Raw genomic sequence first — 19,182 nt, 5'->3', positions numbered from 1 at the left:
AAGCGGGGCGTTCTCGACTACGGTTCTCGACTTCGCTCGAAGCTGCTCGAACCGAACCGGGGTGGGGCGGGGGGCGGAGTGAAACGCCTCTACCCCAAGTCCATCCATTCGTCCTGAGTAGCCGCTGAGCTTGTCGAAGCGGCGTATCGAAGGAGAGCGACAAGTGCTTCGATACGGGTCTTCGACTTCGCTCAGCCCCTACTCAGCACGAACGGAAAGGGGAACGTATCGCGCCTTCATCCTTTGGCAGCCGAACGCCCCAACTGCACGGACACCCCATGACCGACCTCCCCCTCAACGACGGCCGCACCATCCCCGCGCTCGGCTTCGGCACCTACAAGGTCCCCGCAGAAGACTCTTCCCGCCTGTCGCGTGAAGCGATCGATGCCGGCTATCGCTTGATCGACACCGCCGCCTTCTACGGCAACGAAGCCGGCGTCGGCGAAGCGACCGCGAGCAGCGACGTCTTCGTCACCACCAAATTGTGGCGCGACGCCATGGGCTATGACAACGCCCTGAAAGCGTTCGACGCGAGCGCCGCGAAGCTGCCGCGGATCGACCTGTTCCTGATCCACTGGCCGATGCCGTCCGAGAACCGCTATGTCGACACGTGGAAGGCGCTGGTGCGGTTGCGAGAAGAGGGACGCGTGGCGTCGATCGGCGTATCGAACTTTTCGCCCGACCATCTCGACCGGATCGTCGATGCGACCGGCGTGGTACCCGCGCTCAATCAGATCGAACTGCATCCGACCTTCCAGCAACGCGCCGCGCGAGCCGCGCACGAACGGCTGGGCATCGTCACGCAAAGCTGGTCGCCGTTGGGGCAGGGCACGCTGCTGGCCGACCCGACCATCACCGCGATTGCACAGGAGGCGGGCGCGACCCCGGCGCAGGTTATCCTCGCGTGGCATATCCAGGCCGGGCTGGGCGTGATCCCGAAGGCATCGTCGCGGGCGCGGATCGAGGAGAATTTAGCGGCGCAGGCGGTGCGGTTGACGCCGGAGCAGGTGGCGAAGCTGGACGCGATGGATCGCGAAGACGGGCGGTTGGGGCCGAACCCCGACACGCTCTAAGCTCCTCCCCGGCACGGGGAGGGGGACCATCCGCAGGATGGTGGAGGGGGGTGTCCGCATTACGGGACCGTTGCGTTGCGAGGCGCACCCCCCTTCCACCCCTCGCTGACGCGAGCGGTCCCCCTCCCCGCGGGCGGGGAGGATTGCTAGAGGAAGCCATGCTCCCCATCCACGCCGTCCTGCCCCGCATCCTCGAGACGCTGCGCGACCGCACCTCCGCCGTCCTCGTCGCCCCGCCGGGTGCGGGCAAGACCACCGCTGTCGCCCCGGCGCTGCTGACCGAACCATGGGCGACCGGCGGAATCCTGCTCCTCTCCCCCCGCCGCATCGCCGCCCGCGCTGCGGCCGAGCGGATGGCCGCAACCGGCGGCGAACCCGTTGGCCAGACCTTCGGCTACGCCACCCGCATGGACAGCAAGCGGTCGGCGGCGACCCGCGTCACGGTGATGACCGAGGGCATCTTCGTCGCCCGTATCCAGGCCGATCCCGAACTGGCCGGCGTATCGGCAGTGCTGTTCGACGAAGTGCACGAACGCAGCCTCGACAGCGATTTCGGCCTCGCCCTTGCGCTCGACGCGCAGGCGGCGCTGCGGCCCGACCTACGCATCCTCGCCATGTCGGCGACGTTGGACGGCGAACGCTTCGCTGCGCTGATGGATGATGCACCGGTGATCGAGAGCGAGGGGCGTTCCTACGCGCTCGACCTGCGCCATATCGGTCGCAATGCCGAGGCCCGGATCGAGGACTCGGTCGCCGCTGCGATCCGCCGCGCGCTCACCGAAGCGGAAGGCGGCATCCTCGCCTTCCTGCCCGGCGTTGCCGAGATCGAACGCACCGCCGAACGCATCGCCGTGCCTGAGGGCGCGGTGCTGCACCGGCTGCACGGGACGCTGCTGCCGGCCGAACAGCGCGCCGCCATCGCCCCCGATCCGCAAGGCCGGCGCAAGATCGTGCTGGCGACCAGCATTGCCGAAACCTCGCTGACATTGGACGGCATCCGCATCGTCGTCGATTCCGGCCTCGCCCGCCGTCCGCGCTACGACCGGTCGGCGGGCATGACGCGGCTGACCACGGAGCGGGCGAGCCAAGCCGCGGTCACCCAGCGCGCGGGGCGTGCCGCAAGGCAGGGGCCGGGCGTGGCCTATCGCCTGTGGGAGGCTGCCGCCACCGCCGGCCTGCCGCGCTTCGACCCGGCCGAGATATTGGAGGCCGACCTGTCGGCGCTGGTGCTCGAATGCGGCAAATGGGGCGTCACCGATCCGACGACGTTGCGCTGGCTCGACCCCCCGCCGGCGGCGGCGGTCGAGGAGGCGCGCACGCGTCTTGCCACGCTGGACGCGATCGACCGCGATGGCCGCCCGACGCCGCACGGCCTTGCCATCGCCGCGCTGCCGCTCAGCCCGCGCCTCGCCCATATGCTGATCCGAGCGGGGGAGGGTGGCTTTGCGGGCGCGGCGGCGGAGGTCGCGGTGCTGCTGGGGGAGCGGGGGCTCGGCAGCAACGACACCGATCTTGACCAGCGCCGCCGTCGCTGGCGGACCGAGCGCGGGCAGCGGGCCGAAGCGTCGCGCCGTCTGGCCGAGCGCTGGCGCAAGCTGGTGAAGGGCCGCGACGATCCTCCCGCCGATGCCCTGGCGCGCAGCGTCGCGCTAGCCTTTCCCGACCGGATCGCCAGACGGCGCGACGTGTCGGGCGAACGCTGGGCCTCGGTCGGCGGGCGCGGCTTCACGCTGGACGCGGCCGCGCTCGGATCGGCCGAATGGCTGGCGGTCGCGGAGACTCAGGGGCAGGCGGCCGGCGCACGCATCCTGTCGGCGGTGGCGATCGAACAGGCGACCGTCGAGCAACTGTTCGGCGATCGGATCGAGACGCGGCGCAGCGTCACCTTCGACCCCGCGACGCGCGGCGTGGTGGCGCTCCGCGAACGCCGGCTGGGTGCGATCCGGCTGTCGTCGGGTCCCGATGCCGCAGCGTCGCCGGACGAGATCGTCGCGGCACTGACCGAAGGTGCGCGGCGCGACCTTTCACTCTTGCCATGGGAGGGGGCGGATGCTCTTCGCCGCCGTTCGGCCTATGTCGCGGCGATGCTGGGCCAGCCCGATCCGCTCGGCGACGACGCGCTGACGGCTACGATCGACGACTGGCTGCCACCGTTGCTGGCCGGCAAGCGCCGGCTCGACGCGGTGACCGGGCTGCACGACGCGCTGGAGCAACAGGCGGGCTGGGACTGGATGCAACAGGTCCGCCGCCTTGCGCCCGCCCGCTTCGAAAGTCCCGCCGGATCGAGCCACGCGATCGACTATGCCGCCGAAGGGGGGCCGCGCGTCGAACTGCGCGTGCAAGCACTGTTCGGATTGGCGACGCATCCGATGGTCGCGGGCCAGCCGCTGACGCTCAGCCTGACCTCCCCCGCGGGGCGGCCGATCCAGACGACGAAGGATTTGCCGGGCTTCTGGGCGGGATCATGGCGCGACGTGTCGAAGGAAATGCGCGGCCGCTATCCGCGCCATCCCTGGCCCGACGATCCGGCGGCGGCGTCGGCGACGCTGAGGACGAAGAAGGCGGATGCGCGGCGGGGGTGACGTCACCCGCACCACCCCGTTCGGTTCGAGCAGCTTCGAGCCTGTCGAGAAGCAACAGTCGAGAACTGGGTCGTTTGGGGTAACCCCTTCTCGACTTCGATTCTCGACAGGCTCGAACCTGCGCTCGAAGCAGACGGGGAAAGGGTAGGAGCCGCTACCCCTCGCCATGCCCCTTGGCCAGATATTCCTCCGATCGCATCTCCTCCAACCGGCTGATCGTCCGGTCGAATTCGAACCGCCCGTCGCCGGTCGGGTACAGGTCACCCGGTTGTGCGTCCGCCGCCGCCAGCAGCTTCACCCGATATTCGTACAGCGCGTCGATCAGCGTCACGAACCGCGCCGCTTCGTTGCGGTTCTCGGGGCCCAGGACCGGAATGCCGACCAGAATGACGGTGTGAAAGGTCCGCGCCACCTCCAGATAGTCGGGCGCGCCGCGCGCCTCGCCGCACAGCCGCTTGAAGCTGAAGACCGCGACGCCCTTCAGCGCCTTGGGCACATGCAGCGTACGCCCGCCGATATCGAGGTCGCACGACGGGACATGCGCCGCATCCTCGACCGGATAATCGGTCAGGCGGAAGAACGCCGCCGACAGCGCCTCGGTCGCCGCCGGGCCGTTCGGCACCAGCCAGGTATCGACCGCGCCCAGCCGGTCGCGGCGATAATCGGTCGGGCCGTTCAGCGGCAGCACGTCGAGGTTCGATTCGAGCAGATGGATGAACGGCAGGAAGCTGTCGCGCTGCAACCCGTCCTTGTAGAGATCGACCGGCGGCCGGTTCGACGTCGCCACCATCGTCACGCCATGCGTCATCATCTCGGTAAACAGCCGCGAGAGCACCATCGCGTCGGCGGTGTTGTTGATGACCATCTCGTCGAACGCGAGCAGCTTCAGGTCCTTGGCCAGCGCCTCGGCGACCGGCGGCACCGGGTTGCCCGCTTCCTTGGCGCGCTCGGTGGCGAGGCGGGCATGGACCTCGATCATGAAGGCATGGAAATGGACGCGGCGCTTGGGCCCGGTGGCGACGCAGTCGTAGAACAGGTCCATCAGCATCGACTTGCCGCGCCCGACCCCGCCCCACAGGTAGACGCCGCGCGGGGGAGCGACATCTTTGCCGGTCAGGCGCGCGAACAGGCCGCGCTTGGGCGGCGAGTCGAGTTCGGTGGCGAGGCGCGACAGCCGCTCGGCGGCGGCGCGCTGTTCGGGATCGGGGCGGAGTTCGCCGGCGGCGACGAGGTGGTCGTAGCGGGTGAGGACGGTCATGGCAGGATCATTCCCGGTGAATGACCCCTCCGTTTATCCTGAGTAGCCATTGAGCTTGTCGAAAGGGCGTATCGAAGGATCGTCGCCAACGGTAGCGGTCCTTCGATACGCGTCTTCGACAGGCTCAGCCGCTACTCAGGACGAACGGGTGGTGCGTGCAACACCGCCCGAACGAATCAAATGATCCGCTCGACTTCCATCTTCTTGATCTCGGCGATCGCCTTGGCGGGGTTCAGCCCCTTCGGGCACACGTTCGCGCAGTTCATGATCGTGTGGCAACGATACAGGCGGAACGGATCCTCCAGCTCGTCCAGACGCTCGCCGGTCATCTCGTCGCGGCTGTCGGCCAGCCAGCGATAGGCTTGCAGCAGGATCGCGGGCCCCAGGAACTTGTCGCTGTTCCACCAATAGCTCGGGCAGGAGGTCGAGCAGCAGGCGCACAGGATGCACTCGTACAGCCCGTCCAGCTTGTTGCGGTCTTCCGGCGACTGGAGCCGTTCCTTGCCGGCGGGTTCCGGGGTCACGGTCTGCAGCCACGGCTTGATCGATGCGTACTGCGCATAGAAATGCGTGAAGTCCGGCACGAGGTCCTTGATGACGTCCATGTGCGGCAGCGGGGTGATGCGGATATCGCCCTTGATATCCTCGATCGCGGTGGTGCAGGCGAGGCCGTTGCGACCGTCGATGTTCATCGAACACGACCCGCAAATCCCCTCCCGGCACGACCGGCGGAAGGTAAGCGAGGGGTCCTGCTCCGACTTCATCTTGATGAGCGCGTCGAGCACCATCGGACCGCATTCGTCCAGATCGATCTCGAAATCGTCGTAGCGCGGATTCTGTCCCGAATCGGGGTCGTAGCGATAGACCTTGAATTTCTTGATCCGGCCCGAGGTCGCCGACTTGTGGGTCGTGCCCTTCTTGACGACGCTGTTCTTGGGCAAACGGAATTCGGCCATGATACTCGCTCGGTTCGGTCAGGGGGTGGCAATTCCACCCGGTCTGCGGGTCAGATACATGACAGGTGGGGATGCCGCAAACGCGAACAAGGGAAAATTGCCCATAGGGGTAGGCTTCTTACGATCCTCCCCGCTTGCGGGGAGGGGGACCAGCGAAGCTGGTGGAGGGGGCGGGCCGCATACGAAACCGTTGCGTTGCGAGGCGAACCCCCTCCACCACCGCCTTCGGCGGCGGTCCCCCTCCCCATGCAATGGGGAGGAGCCTTGCTCAGACGGCCGGCAATCCTTCCAGCAACTTGTCCAGCGTCGCGGGGTAATCGCGGACCCGTACCCCGGTCGCATTGTAGATCGCGTTCAACACCGCCGCGCCCGCACCGCCGATGCCCAGCTCGCCGATCCCCTTGGCATGAAGCGGATTTGCATGGGGATCGCGTTCGTCGAGGAAGGCGATGTCCATGGGCGGAATGTCGGCATGCGCCGGCACATGATATTCGGCTAGGTCGTGGTTGACGATACGCCCGTCGCGATCGTCATGGACCAGTTCCTCGGTCAGCGCGGTGCCGATACCGAACACGATGCCGCCGATGCACTGCGACCGCGCGGTCTGCTGGTTCAGGATGCGCCCGGCCTCGAACGTCGAATGCCAGCGCGTGACCCGCACCTCGCCGGTGACGGCGTGGACCTTCACCTCGCAGAAATGCGCGCCATAGCTGGCCTGCGTCGTTTCCTTCTCCTGTTTGCCCGGTTCGATCGATCCGGTGGCGGTCAGCCCCTCGCCGACCAGATCGCCGATCGGCACCCGGCGGTTGCCGGCGATCGCGTGACCGTCCTTGAGCGTCAGGTCGTCGGCGTCGACGTCCATCGCCTTGGCCAGCTTTTCGCGCAATGCCTGCGCCGCCAGATAGACCGACGACCCGCTGCTGCCGGCACCCCATGATCCGCCCGATCCGGCACCCGGCGGCGACTTGGTATCGCCCAGATGCACTTCGACCCGCTCGACCGGAAGGCCGAGCATCTCGCCCGCAATCTGGGCGAGGATGGTGTAGGTGCCGGTGCCGATATCGGTCATGTCGGTTTCGACCAGCGCCCGCCCGTCGGGACCGATCGACACCTGCGCTTCGCTGGGTTGCAGCATGTTGGTGCGGGTGGTCGATGCCATGCCCTGCCCGATGAGCCAGTCGCCATCGCGTTTCGCACCGGGCGTCTGGTTGCGCTGATCCCAGCCGAACGCCTCCGCCCCGGCGTCGAGGCAGCGGGTCAGCGAGCGGGTGGAAAAGGGCACGTCCTTCTGCGGATCGCGACTGGGATCGTTGCGGCGACGCAACTCGACCGGATCGATCCCGATCTTCTCCGCCAGCTCGTCCATCGCGTTTTCCAGCGCGAGCAGCCCGACCGCTTCGCCCGGCGCGCGCATCGATCCCGACAGCGTGCGATTCAGCTCGACCAGATCGTGGCGGATGATCCGGTTTTCGCCGCCATAGAGGAACTGGGTCGCCTGTCCGGCCGGCTCGAAATAACCCTCGCCCGGCAGGTTCGAACACAGTGTCTCATGCCCGATCCCGGTCAGCCGCCCCTCGGCATCGGCGGCAAGGCGGAAGCGCTGCTGCGTGTTCGACCGGCGCACGGTGGCGTCGAACACCTGTTGCCGGGTCATCACCGTCTTGACCGGCCGGCCGACCGCCTTCGCTGCGATCGCGGTGGCTACCGTATCGGGCGAAATGCCGAGCTTCGACCCGAAACCGCCGCCGATATAGCGCGCGACGATCCGCACCTTCGATTGCCGTTCGCCCAGCGACTTGGCGAGCTGCTGCTTGTCCGACGACGGCATCTGCAGCGACCCGTAGAGCGTCAGCCCGTCCTCGTCCCACAGCGCGATCGATGCATGCGGCTCCATCGCGGCCGAATTCTGCGACGGGGTGCGCCACACATCGTCCACCGTGAACGCCGCCTCGGCCATCGCCCGGTCGAGATTGCCCTGTTCGTGATAGGGCGGCATCGATCCCGGCGGCGGCTTGATCGCGTCGTCGACATGGTCGTCGAAGGTGAACACTCCCTCGGTCGGTTCATGGCGGATCGACACCAGCTGCGCCGCGTCGCGCGCCACCTCGAAGCTCTCCGCGACGACGATCGCGACCGGCTCGCCGAAATAGGCGACGTCCTTGACGCCCTGCGTCGGCGCCTCGGTCTCGCCGCCCTGCTGCGCGTTGCGGATGAAGGTCTTCAGGTCGACGACGACGTCTATGACGCCCGGCAGCGCCTTGGCGCCTTCCGCATCGATCGACGTGATCGTACCGGCGGCAAAGGGCGCGCGGACGAGGAAGCCGTAAGCGAGGTTCGGAAACTCATATTCCGCGGAATAGGTCGCCTTGCCCGCCACCTTCAGCGGACCGTCGATCCGTTCGATCCCCTTGCCGATGATCCCCTGCACGCCACTGTCGAGCAGGCTGGTGTCGACGGGCTTGTCCATGCGCAATGCGTTCTGGGTCATGCGGTCAGCTCCCGCAGCGTCGCGATCAGCGTGCGCCGGGTCAGAGGAATCTTGAAGTCGTTGCAGCCGTAGCCTTTCGCGTCGCGCAGCAGCACGTCGGCGGCCTCCGCGAACAGTGCGTCCGACGGCGCCTGCCCGACCAGCACCCGCTCGACCGCTTCGTCGCGCCACGGCATCGGCCCCAGGCCGCCGAAGGCGAGTTGGGCCGAAGTGATCTTGCCGTTCCCGACCGCCACGATCCCGGCGACCGACACGAGGGCGAAGGCATAAGACGCCCGGTCACGCACCTTGCGATAGGTCTGCCTGCCCTCGGGAGCCGGCGGCAGTTCGATATGGGTGATCAACTCGCCCTGCCGCAGCACATTCTCGACATCGGGCGTGTCGCCGGGCAGGCGGTAGAAATCGCCGATCGCGATCCTTCGCTTTTCGCCATCGCCGCCCAGCGTCACGATCGTCGCGTCGAGCGCGCGCATCGCGACGCCCATGTCGCTGGGATGGGTCGCGATGCAATGCTCGCTGGTACCCAGCACCGCGAGGATGCGGTTGAAGCCTTCCTTCGCGTCGCAACCCGATCCCGGCACCCGCTTGTTACAGCGCGCCGCCGTCTCGTAGAAATAATAGCAGCGGGTCCGTTGCAGCAGGTTGCCGCCGGTCGATGCCTTGTTGCGCAACTGCCCCGACGCGCCGGCCAGCAGCGCGCGGCTGAGCACTTCATAGCGTTCGCGAATGATCGGATCGGCCGCCAGGTCGGAATTGGGCACCAGCGCGCCGATGCGGATGCCGCCGCCATCCATCTCCTCGATCCGGTCGAGCGGCAACCGGCTGATATCGACCAGCCGTGCGGGCGTCTCGATCTGCAATTTCATCAGGTCGAGCAGGTTGGTCCCGCCCGCGATGAATTTCGTGTCGCTGATCCCGCCTTCGCGGACCGCGGCTTCGGCGCTGTCCGCCTTGGCATAGTTGAACAACTTCATGCCGCCGTCTCCACCTCGGCATCGGCAACCTCGCGGATCGCATCAACGATGTTGGGATAGGCCGAACAACGGCACAGATTGCCGCTCATCCGCTCGCGGATTTCGTCGTCGGTGAAATCGGGATCGTCGAGGTCCGCGCTGACATGGCTCGGCCAACCCTTCTTTACCTCGTCCAGCATGCCGACCGCCGAACAGATCTGCCCCGGCGTGCAGTATCCGCACTGGAACCCGTCATGCTTGACGAACGCGGCCTGCAGCGGATGCAGGTCCTCGGGCGTGCCCAGCCCCTCGATCGTCACGATGTCGTCATCCTGATGCATCACGGCGAGCGTGAGGCAGGCATTGATGCGGCGGCCGTTCACCAGCACGGTGCACGCCCCGCATTGGCCATGATCGCAGCCCTTCTTGCTGCCGGTGAGCGAGAGATGTTCGCGCAGCAGGTCGAGCAAGGAGGTGCGGATGTCCGCCTCCGCCTGATACGGCTGTCCGTTGATGGTGAATTGCATGAGGGCGCGCTCCGTTGGTCGTCAGGGCTAACGTTCGCCAACCAAAGGGTTTCCTGTTGCGAGAGGGTCGCAGATGTTGGGGTTGGTGATGGCGGGAATTCTGGGGGCGACGATGGTGACGGCAGAGGCTCCGCTCGACAGGACGCCGATCGTGATCGCCCATCGCGGCGCCAGCGGATCGCGCCCCGAACATACGCTCGCCGCCTATGAACTGGCGATCGAACAGGGGGCGGACTTCATCGAACCCGACCTCGTGCTGACGAAGGACAATGTGTTCGTCGCCCGGCACGAGAACGAGATTTCGGAAACTACCGACGTCGCCGAGCATCCTGAATTCGCCACTCGCCGCACGACCAAGACTATCGACGGCGTGGCGATGACCGGCTGGTTCACCGAGGATTTCACCCTCGCCGAACTGCGCACGCTGCGCGCGAAGGAACGCCTGCCGCTGCTGCGTCCCGACAACAAGGCTTATGACGGCCGGCAACCGGTGCCGACCCTCGCCGAGGTCATTGCGCTGGCCAAGCGTGCCACCGCCGCGACCGGCCGTACCATCGGCATCTACCCAGAAACCAAGCACCCGACCTATTTCGCCTTGATCGGCCATCCGATGGAGGCGCGGCTGGTCGCCGAACTGCGCGCCGCCGGCTGGGACAGCGCCACGGCGCCGGTGTTCATCCAGTCGTTCGAGGTGAACAACCTCAAGGCGCTGAAGAAACTGACCAAAATCCGCCTGATCCAGCTGATGAACGACACCGGCGGCCCGGCCGATCATCCGGTCGACGATTATGCGACGATGGCGACCCCGGCGGGGTTGAAGGCGGTGGCGACCTATGCCTGGGGCATCGGCCCGAACAAGGTCATGATCGCGGGCGGCAAGCCGCTGGTCCGCGACGCCCATGCGGCGGGCCTGCGCGTCCATCCCTGGACGTACCGCGCCGAGAATATCTTCTTGCCCGAAGCGTATCGCGTGCCGGGCGATCCCGCGACGCACGGCCGGATCGGGCAGGAGATCGCCGATGCGGTCGCGGCGGGCGTCGATGGTTTCTTCACCGATTACCCGCTAATCGGGGCGCAGATACGCGACAAACCCTATTGAGGATTCGGAACCGATGCGACTGGCGTGGATGGTGTTGGCGGTAGCGCCGCTGACCGGTGGGTGCGTCAGCACGGTATGGGACGTCGCGACCGCTCCGGTCCGCGCCGGCGCGCAGGTGATCGACTGGACCACCACCAGCCAGTCGGAAGCCGACCGCAATTACGGCCGCAAGATGCGCAAGAAGGAAGCCCGCGAGGGCCGCGAAATGCGCAAGGAAGAAGCGCGGCGTCGGCGGGAGGAACGACGCCGCAACGACGATTGAGCGGTCACCGAGAATCGGCGCTCGTCCCAAACGTCACCCCAGCGCAGGCTGGGGTCTCTCGCGGATCCTGTCCCGCCCGATAACCGGGAGACCCCAGCCTGCGCTGGGGTGACGTCCGTGGCGGGGTATGACGAACAGCAAATCCTACCGATTCCCCGCCAGCGCCATCGCCACCGCGCGCAGCACGATCAGCCGGGTCTGCACGCCATAATGGCTGCTCACCACCTCGACCGCGCGGCATCCCGGTTCACCCGGCGCATGACAGCCAAGGCCATTAACCAGCCCGTCGCTGGCGCTCCAGATCGCGGTGGCGGGAACCGGCAGCGGCCGGCGCACTTCGTCGGCCAGCGCCAACACGGCGGGGTCGTCGACCGATTCGCCGCTGATCCATTCGTACAGCCGCCACACCCGCGTCGATCGCGCCGGCCCGGCATAGGGGCTGGCGACCGTCACCACCTGTTCGATCAGATCGGGCCGGCGATGCGCGACCAGCCGCGCCATGATCCCCCCCATGCTGACCCCGACCATCGCCACCGGCCGACCGGCCACCTGTGCCAGAGCATCGACCCGGTCGATCAGCGCGCTCGCATCCGTCCCGATACTGCGCTGCCCGAAATTGCGACCCAATCCCCAGCCGGATGGCGCGTGGCCCAAGTCGCGCAGATAGCGCGCCATGATCGTCATCGACCGGTCACTGTTGAACAGGCCGGGCAGCAGCATCACCGGCTCTCCGGAGGCACGCGGCACCCCCGCCAACGCCTGCCGCCACCGGAACGGCACGCCGGCCAGTGCCAGCGCGGCGCGCGGCGTCTCGATCAGGAACTGGCCGAGCGGGGGCGGGGGCAGGGTTTCTACAGCCACGCCGTCACCGTCACCGGAAACGGCGTCCACCGCCCCATCGGCACGCCCGCCGCGCGCAGCATCCGCCCGGTCCACGAATTGCACGTCTCGACCGCACTATAGCGCCCCCGCGCGACGTAGAAGGCATCGGACGGGCCATAGCCATGCACCGGGTCGGTCCGCGCGGCAAAGCTCGCGCGGATCGCGGCCACCAGCCGGCGATATTGGTCGGGCGTCAGCATCACCGGATAAACGCCCGGCTCGCCTACCGGCTCCGGCAGGTGCCCGACATGCATCACGACCGCATCGCTGCCGATCGCGGCGGCGGCGATGGTCGCGGGCCGGACATCGGCCCAGCTCGGCGTGCCGAGATAAAAGGCGCGGTCGCCCCAGCCGATCGACAGCCACCCATGGCCGGTATAGCGCGGATCGGCCAGATCGCCTGCCCGTACCAGATCGTCGAACCCCATGCCCGCGGCATGCTTGGGCAGGACGATGCCGGTATGGATGCCGTTATCCTCGACATAGATGCGGATGCCCTGCGCCGGCGGTGCCTGTCCGCCCGCCGGGATCGCCCCGCCGACCAGCCCGGCGAACAGGTACAGCAGCAGGGTCAGCACGACCGCGCCCACCATACCAGCCATTCGGCGCAGCCATTTCCGTCGCATCGTTTCCCATGCTACTATTTGCGGATGGCAAGCGAAACCCATGTACTCGACCGCCCGCCCGCCGGGGCCAATGCCGACTGGACGATCCCGCAGCGCTGGGACGCCTATAGCGCCGAAGACCATGCGACGTGGGACACGCTCTATGCGCGGCAGATGAAGTTGCTGCCCGGTCGTGCGTCGGACGCGTTCCTGCGCGGGCTCGATGCGCTCAAGCTGTCCGAATCGGGCATCCCCGATTTCGAGGAACTGTCCGACCGGCTGGAGGCGCTGACCGGCTGGCGGGTGGTCGCGGTGCCCGGGCTGGTGCCCGACGACGTCTTCTTCACCCACATGGCCAATCGCCGCTTCGTCGCCGGCAACTTCATCCGCCGCCCCGACCAGCTCGATTACCTGCAGGAACCCGACGTCTTCCACGACGTGTTCGGCCATGTGCCGATGCTCGCCGACCCGGTCTTCGCCGACTATCTGGCCGCCTATGGCCGCGGCGGCCTGCGCGCGCTCGAACTCGGCTCGCTCAAGCAGTTGGCGCGGCTCTACTGGTACACGGTCGAATTCGGGCTGGTGCAGGAGCCGGAGGGCCTGCGCATCTATGGCGCCGGCATCGTGTCGAGCGCGTCGGAGACCCGCTTCTCGCTCGACGATCCCAGCCCCAACCGGATCATGCTCGACCTCGCCCGCGTGATGCGCACCGATTACCGGATCGACGATTTCCAGCAGACCTATTTCGTCATCCCCAGCTTCGACGAACTGCTGCGCCTGACCGTCGAGACCGACTTCGCGCCGGTCTACGAAGCGATCCGCGAGGAGCAGGAGATTGCGGTGGATGAGGTGCTACCGAAGGATGACGTCGTCACCGAAGGCACGCAGCACTACGCCCGGTCGAAGGCCTGAAAGCTCCTCCCCGCTGCGCGGGGAGGATCTCACAAATCCAACGCCCACCCGTCGCGGCCCTTGGGATCGATCGGCGCGGTCGGCACGAACCGCTCGGCCCCGGCGGTCAGCCGCAGCACGCTCCAGTCGCCCCGCCGGTCGACGTCCTCCAGCGAACAGCCGCACGCCGCATAGGCCGCGACCACATCCGCGCGCTGCGTCTCCAGCAACCCGGCCAGCACGATCGTCGCGTGGGCGGCGGCGATCGCCGCCACTTCCGGCGCCATCGACATCAGCGGCCCGGCAAGGATGTTGGCGATCAACAGGTCGTACGGCGCCGCCGCGGTGATATCGTCGGACAGCGCGCCATCGGCCACCACCAGTTCGACCCGATCGACCGCGTTCAGCGTCGCATTCACCGCGGTCACGTCGATCGCGACGGGATCGATATCGGTCGCGATCACCCGCGCCGTCGGCCACAGCTCGCGCGCGGCAAAGGCGAGCAGGCCGGTCCCGGTGCCCAGGTCGATGACGTTCCGGAAATCCCGGTCCGCCATCCGGTCGAGCATCGCCAGGCACCCGCTGGTCGTCTCGTGGTGCCCGGTCCCGAACGCCCGTCCGGCATCGATCAAAAACGCCCGCGCGCCCGCCGGCACCGCATCGGCATAGGCGGCGGTATGGACGAAGAAGCGCCCGACATGCAGCGGCTCCAGCCCCGCCTGGCTCATCGTCACCCAATCCTCGTCGCCCAGCGCCTCGACCTGCGGTGGCGTGCCCGCCGCACTCGGCACCAGCGCGGCGATCGCGGCGATGGCGGCATCGTCCGGCTCGGCCTCGAAATAGGCGTCCAGCCGCCACGTCTCGGTATCGTCCTCGACCGTCTCGGTGGTCATCAGCACCGGCGCGGGATCGATGCCGAAATCCTCGGCTGCATCGATCGTCTCCGCCTCGGCGCGGGTGCAGGGGAGGGTGAGTTTCCAGCTCATCGTGCGGGAGCCGTCAGGGTCGGGGATGCCATGGCCGCGCGGTGTAGGCGCGGGCGCGGGGACATTCAATGCGCGGCCCGATCAAGGCAACATCCCCCGGACTTGATCCGGGGTCCCGCTCCTGTTGGTGCTGTCCGTAGGAGGCGGAACCCCGGACCAGGTCCGGGGGCAGGGGGTGCCGCGCTTACGCGGCGACCTTGCTGATGAACTCGACGGTGCTCGCCTTGAGCGAGCCCAGCTCGCCGTCCAGCAAGAAGAAGCCGTCGCCGACCCGGTCGATTTCCGACGCCACCGTTTCGGTATCCTCGCGGATCGCGGCGATGGTCGACGACATCGAATCGGCGGCCAGCGCGGTTTCGTCGACCGCGGCGGTGATCGCGGTCACGGTCTGCGCCTGCACCTCCATCGCGCTGCGGATGCGGTTGGCGCTTTCCTGCACTTCGGTCACGGTCGAGCGGATCGATGCGTTGGTCTCGACCGTCGAGCGCGTGGCCGCCTGGATCGCGGCGATCTTGGCGGCGATGTCGTCGGTCGCGCGGGCGGTCTGGCTGGCGAGGCTCTTCACCTCCTGCGCCACCACCGCAAAGCCGCGGCCGGCATCACCCGCGCGGGCGGCCTCGATCGTGGCGTTGAGCGCCAGCAGGTTGGTCTGCCCGGCAATGTCGCGGATCAGCCCCAGGATCGATTCGATCGACTTGGCATGGTCCGACAGCGCTTCCGACATGCCGACGGCGGTGCCGGCCTGTTCCGACGCGCGGGTGGCGATCTCGGCGGCGGCCTCGACCTCCATCCGCGCATCCTCGATCGCGCGGATCAGCCCGGCGGAGGTGGCGGCGGCTTCGCGCATCGCGACCGCCGACTGTTCGGCGGCGGCGGCGACTTCGGACGCCTTGCCCAGCATGCCGCGGACATTGGCCGAAGACCGGCTGGCATGGATGCGCAGCGTGTCGCTCTCGCGGCTCGCCCGCTCGACCGTCGCGCCGATATTGTCGCGGAACTCATGCGCCAGCTGGTCGCGCGATTCCTGCAGATCGTATTGGAGATAGGCGTTGAACAGCGACACGAACACTTCGGATTCCAGCGACCGCAGCCGGAACAGCAGCTCGGCGGCATAGCGGAACGCGGCTTCGTCCTCGATCCCGCGACGCAGCACGTCCAGCAGCGTGCGCGCGCCGGCATCGCCCATCGACAGGATCGCGGTCAGCGTGACGTCGGCGGCGAATGCGCTGGCGACGGTCCGCTCGCACGATTCTACCCAGGCCAGGCCGGTCAGGTTGGTGAAGCGGTTGCGCAGATAGGCGACGCCCAGCTCGATCATCCGGTCGTAGTTGCGGTGCATGCTGTTCGCCCCGCCGACCTTTTGCGACTGCTGGAAATGCGCGGCGGCGACTTCTCGGGCATGCGGTTCGATGATGGTCCACAGCTCGCGCGCGGCGGCCACGTCTTCGGCGGAAATGTTGAACAGGTGCAGGCGCTCTTGCAGATCGATCGTCCGGCTCACGCTTTCCGGTGCCGGCAGCTTCCTGGTCCCCACGATTCGCTTCCCCTGTTCGCTGGCGCCCGCAACTGGCACGGCGGACCCCTGTAGCTGCCGGGGGTAACGTGCAGGCGTTAACAGTCGGTTGACCACGGGTCGGGCGTCGTTCGCGCAATGCCGGGGCCGGCCCTTTCGTGCATGCAGACTTGCATCGGCGGGGCGGGTGCGTAGATAGGCCACAATCGCTGGAAATCCGCATCCGCCCGACGTGGCTGCGCGCGCTGCTTTGAGGAATGTCCGACTTGGCCATGGTCCGCCCGAAAAACCGCCCCGTTTCGCCCCATCTCCAGGTCTGGCGCTGGGGGCCGAACATGCTGGTGTCGATCCTGCACCGCGCGACCGGCGTCGCCATGGGCACGGTTGGCCTCGCGCTGTTCGTGTGGTGGCTGGCCGCGCTGTCGGGTGGCGAGGACAGCTATGCCCGCTTCCTGTCGTGGTTCACCGGTCCGTTCGCGCCCATCGGCTATCTGGTCGGCATCGGTCTCAGCTTCGCGCTGTTCCAGCATATCGGCAACGGCGTGCGTCATTTCTTCATGGATATCGGCGCGAATTTCGAACTGAAGGGCAACCGGCAGAGCGCGGTCGCGACGATCGTGTTCGCCGCCTGCGCGACTGCCGCGCTGTGGGCCTGGCTGCTGGTGGGGAAGCACTGATGGGTAACGGAACCAGCATCGGCCGCGTGCGCGGCCTGGGATCGGCCAAGGCCGGCGCGCATCATTTCTGGCATCAGCGGCTGACGGCGGTCTCGAACCTCGTCCTCATGCTGTGGTTCGTGCTCTCGCTCGCGCTGCTGCCCGCCTATGATTACGACACCGTCTATGCGTGGGTGTCGTCGGCATGGGGCGCGGTGCCGCTGATCCTGCTCGCCACCTCGGTCTTCTACCATGCCAAGATGGGCCTGCAGACCGTGATCGAGGATTATCAGCATGACGAAACGCGCGTCGTCGCGCTGATCGCGCTGAACCTCGTCTATGGCGCGGGATGGCTGCTCGCCGCCTTCTCGATCCTCCGCATCGCTTTCACCGGGACGCCCGCATAATGGCCACCGACGCTTACAAGATCATCGACCACACCTATGACGCGATCGTCGTGGGCGCGGGCGGTTCCGGCCTTCGCGCCACCATGGGCATCGCCGAAGCCGGCCTGAAGACCGCCTGCATCACCAAGGTGTTTCCGACGCGGTCGCACACCGTCGCCGCGCAGGGCGGCATCGCCGCCAGCCTCGGCAACAACTCGCCCGACCACTGGTCGTGGCACATGTACGACACGGTCAAGGGCTCCGACTGGCTCGGCGACCAGGACGCGATCGAGTATATGGTCCGCGAGGCGCCCGCTGCGGTCATCGAGCTGGAACATGCCGGCGTGCCGTTCAGCCGCAACGAGGACGGGACGATCTACCAGCGTCCGTTCGGCGGCCATATGCAGAATATGGGCGAAGGCCCCCCGGTGCAGCGCACCTGCGCCGCCGCCGACCGTACCGGCCACGCCATGCTCCACGCGCTGTACCAGCAGTCGCTGAAGTATGACGCCGACTTCTTCATCGAATATTTCGCGCTCGACCTGATCATGGAGGACACGCCCGAGGGCAAGGTCTGCCGCGGCGTGATCGCGCTGTGCATGGAAGACGGGTCGATCCACCGCTTCCGCGCGCATTCGGTGGTGCTGGCGACCGGCGGCTATGGCCGCTGCTATTTCTCGGCGACTTCCGCGCATAGCTGCACCGGCGACGGCGGCGGCATGGTGCTGCGCGCCGGCCTGCCACTGCAGGACATGGAATTCGTCCAGTTCCACCCGACCGGCATCTATGGCGCGGGCGTCCTTATCACCGAGGGCGCGCGTGGCGAGGGCGGCTATCTGACCAACAAGGATGGCGAGCGGTTCATGGAACGCTACGCCCCCTCGGCCAAGGACCTTGCCTCGCGCGACGTCGTCAGCCGGTCGATGGCGATGGAGATGCGCGAAGGGCGCGGCGTCGGCAAGGACGGCGACCATATCTTCCTGCACCTCGACCATATCGATCCCAAGGTGCTGGCCGAACGCCTGCCGGGCATCACCGAAACCGGCAAGATCTTCGCCGGTGTCGACCTGACCCGCCAGCCGCTGCCGGTGACGCCGACGGTCCATTACAATATGGGCGGCATCCCGTGTAACTATCACGGCGAAGTCGTGACCATCAAGGACGGCAACCCCGACGCGGTCGTGCCCGGCCTGTTCGCGGTCGGCGAAGCGGCCTGCGTGTCGGTGCACGGCGCCAACCGCCTCGGCTCCAACTCGCTGATCGATCTGGTCGTGTTCGGCCGTGCGACGGGTCTGCGGCTCAAGGAAACCCTGAAGCCCAACACCCCGCACAAGCCGCTGCCGGAAGGATCGGCCGACCTGGCGCTCGCTCGCCTCGACAAGTTCCGCAACGCGAGCGGCAGCAAGCCGACCGCGCAGATCCGCCTCGACATGCAGAAGACGATGCAGAAGCACTGCGCCGTGTTCCGCGACGACGCGCTGCTGAACGAAGGCGTGACGATGATGGAGGATATCTATCGCTCGTTCGCCGACGTGCACGTCACCGACAAGTCGCTGATCTGGAACACCGATCTGGTCGAGACGCTCGAGCTTGACAATCTGCTGGCGCAGGCGATGGTGACGATCAAGTCGGCGCAGAACCGCAAGGAAAGCCGCGGCGCGCACGTGAACGAGGATTTCCCCGACCGCGACGACGCCAACTGGATGAAGCACACCATCGCGACCTTCGACGGCTGGGGCGGCACGCTCGGCACCACCGCGATCGATTATCGCCCGGTGCACGACTATACGCTGACCGACGAGATCGAATATATCAAGCCGAAGAAGCGGGTGTACTGAGCCTGTTTTCAAACGGTTGAGGGAAGGGCGATCGGTGCGGACCGGTCGCCCTTTTTGATTCACGCGAAGGCGCGAAGAAGAGTTGGAGTTTCGCGAAGGCACAAAGGACGCAGAAGATAGGGGTTCGCGCGGAGGCGCGGAGATGCGGAGGGTTCCGCAAGCGGAGCGGTCGCGACCCGACGCCAACCTGCCCACCCCCGTCACCCCGGGCTTGACCCGGGGTCCCG

Annotated in this window: 17 protein-coding genes; 8 read left to right on the top strand and 9 right to left on the bottom strand. The window is 67.3% G+C overall.

The window, feature by feature from the left end:
- The first annotated feature begins 278 nt into the window (after window positions 1-278).
- Together AVT10_RS10485 and hrpB are read left to right on the top strand one after the other, a co-directional pair.
- Complete coding sequence (locus AVT10_RS10485; RefSeq protein WP_066690724.1) at window positions 279-1,073, top strand: aldo/keto reductase; 795 nt, start codon at window positions 279-281, stop codon at window positions 1,071-1,073.
- Between the two features lie 158 nt (window positions 1,074-1,231).
- Window positions 1,232-3,655 carry an ATP-dependent helicase HrpB gene (hrpB, locus tag AVT10_RS10480; RefSeq protein WP_066690723.1) on the top strand — a complete coding sequence of 808 codons (2,424 nt, stop codon included), beginning with the start codon at window positions 1,232-1,234 and terminating at the stop codon, window positions 3,653-3,655.
- Window positions 3,656-3,809: 154 nt separating this feature from the next.
- On the opposite strand, the gene zapE is transcribed toward hrpB, so the two are convergent.
- From zapE to AVT10_RS10455, 5 genes are all read right to left on the bottom strand, one after another.
- On the bottom strand, window positions 3,810-4,913 hold the full coding sequence (gene zapE, locus AVT10_RS10475) for a cell division protein ZapE (RefSeq protein WP_066690721.1): 1,104 nt from the start codon (window positions 4,911-4,913) through the stop codon (window positions 3,810-3,812).
- 176 nt (window positions 4,914-5,089) lie between these two features.
- Window positions 5,090-5,869 carry a succinate dehydrogenase iron-sulfur subunit gene (locus tag AVT10_RS10470; protein WP_066690718.1) on the bottom strand — a complete coding sequence of 260 codons (780 nt, stop codon included), beginning with the start codon at window positions 5,867-5,869 and terminating at the stop codon, window positions 5,090-5,092.
- A gap of 268 nt (window positions 5,870-6,137) precedes the next feature.
- Entirely contained in the window at window positions 6,138-8,357 is a 2,220-nt protein-coding gene (locus AVT10_RS10465; RefSeq protein ID WP_066690715.1) for a xanthine dehydrogenase family protein molybdopterin-binding subunit, read from the bottom strand.
- Window positions 8,354-9,331 carry an FAD binding domain-containing protein gene (locus AVT10_RS10460; protein WP_066690712.1) on the bottom strand — a complete coding sequence of 326 codons (978 nt, stop codon included), beginning with the start codon at window positions 9,329-9,331 and terminating at the stop codon, window positions 8,354-8,356. Before AVT10_RS10460 ends, AVT10_RS10465 begins: the two co-directional genes overlap by 4 nt.
- Window positions 9,328-9,837: a 2Fe-2S iron-sulfur cluster-binding protein gene (locus AVT10_RS10455; RefSeq protein ID WP_084401588.1), complete on the bottom strand. Its 510-nt coding sequence runs from the start codon at window positions 9,835-9,837 to the stop codon at window positions 9,328-9,330. The genes AVT10_RS10460 and AVT10_RS10455 overlap by 4 nt, the downstream gene beginning before the upstream one ends.
- 88 nt (window positions 9,838-9,925) lie before the next feature.
- On the opposite strand from AVT10_RS10455, the gene AVT10_RS10450 reads away from it, so the two are divergent.
- Both AVT10_RS10450 and AVT10_RS10445 read left to right on the top strand, forming a co-directional pair.
- The gene (locus tag AVT10_RS10450) at window positions 9,926-10,936 is read left to right on the top strand and encodes a glycerophosphodiester phosphodiesterase (RefSeq protein WP_066690903.1); all 1,011 of its coding nucleotides are present in this window, start codon (window positions 9,926-9,928) and stop codon (window positions 10,934-10,936) included.
- 13 nt (window positions 10,937-10,949) lie between these two features.
- Window positions 10,950-11,198, top strand: a complete 249-nt coding sequence (locus AVT10_RS10445) for a hypothetical protein (RefSeq protein ID WP_066690710.1) — start codon at window positions 10,950-10,952, stop codon at window positions 11,196-11,198.
- A 144-nt stretch (window positions 11,199-11,342) separates the two neighbouring features.
- Here the strand turns inward: AVT10_RS10445 and AVT10_RS10440 are convergent, their stop codons facing one another.
- Entirely contained in the window at window positions 11,343-12,059 is a 717-nt protein-coding gene (locus AVT10_RS10440; protein ID WP_232307968.1) for an esterase/lipase family protein, read from the bottom strand.
- On the bottom strand, window positions 12,050-12,682 hold the full coding sequence (locus tag AVT10_RS10435) for a TIGR02117 family protein (RefSeq protein WP_232307967.1): 633 nt from the start codon (window positions 12,680-12,682) through the stop codon (window positions 12,050-12,052). The genes AVT10_RS10440 and AVT10_RS10435 overlap by 10 nt, the downstream gene beginning before the upstream one ends.
- A gap of 48 nt (window positions 12,683-12,730) precedes the next feature.
- Here AVT10_RS10435 and phhA point away from each other — a divergent pair, with 48 nt between their 5' ends.
- Window positions 12,731-13,597: a phenylalanine 4-monooxygenase gene (phhA, locus tag AVT10_RS10430; protein WP_066690704.1), complete on the top strand. Its 867-nt coding sequence runs from the start codon at window positions 12,731-12,733 to the stop codon at window positions 13,595-13,597.
- A 29-nt stretch (window positions 13,598-13,626) separates the two neighbouring features.
- On the opposite strand, the gene AVT10_RS10425 is transcribed toward phhA, so the two are convergent.
- Window positions 13,627-14,562 (bottom strand): 50S ribosomal protein L11 methyltransferase, encoded by a 936-nt coding sequence (locus AVT10_RS10425; protein WP_066690702.1) that lies wholly within the window; start codon window positions 14,560-14,562, stop codon window positions 13,627-13,629.
- Window positions 14,563-14,746: 184 nt separating this feature from the next.
- Window positions 14,747-16,096: a methyl-accepting chemotaxis protein gene (locus AVT10_RS18985; protein ID WP_232307966.1), complete on the bottom strand. Its 1,350-nt coding sequence runs from the start codon at window positions 16,094-16,096 to the stop codon at window positions 14,747-14,749.
- A gap of 236 nt (window positions 16,097-16,332) precedes the next feature.
- On the opposite strand from AVT10_RS18985, the gene sdhC reads away from it, so the two are divergent.
- Genes sdhC through sdhA form a run of 3 tightly spaced genes read left to right on the top strand, consistent with a single transcriptional unit; the run spans window position 16,333 to window position 18,955 of the window.
- Window positions 16,333-16,752, top strand: coding sequence for a succinate dehydrogenase, cytochrome b556 subunit (gene sdhC, locus AVT10_RS10415; protein WP_066690700.1), 420 nt, complete (start codon window positions 16,333-16,335; stop codon window positions 16,750-16,752).
- Window positions 16,752-17,138, top strand: coding sequence for a succinate dehydrogenase, hydrophobic membrane anchor protein (gene sdhD, locus AVT10_RS10410; RefSeq protein ID WP_066690698.1), 387 nt, complete (start codon window positions 16,752-16,754; stop codon window positions 17,136-17,138). Before sdhC ends, sdhD begins: the two co-directional genes overlap by 1 nt.
- Window positions 17,138-18,955: a succinate dehydrogenase flavoprotein subunit gene (gene sdhA, locus AVT10_RS10405; RefSeq protein ID WP_066690695.1), complete on the top strand. Its 1,818-nt coding sequence runs from the start codon at window positions 17,138-17,140 to the stop codon at window positions 18,953-18,955. The genes sdhD and sdhA overlap by 1 nt, the downstream gene beginning before the upstream one ends.
- The last annotated feature ends 227 nt before the right edge of the window (window positions 18,956-19,182 follow it).

It is taken from the genome of Sphingomonas hankookensis, assembly GCF_001619955.1.
Taxonomy (GTDB): domain Bacteria; phylum Pseudomonadota; class Alphaproteobacteria; order Sphingomonadales; family Sphingomonadaceae; genus Sphingomonas; species Sphingomonas hankookensis_A.
This window is presented reverse-complemented; position numbering and strand designations above follow the sequence as displayed.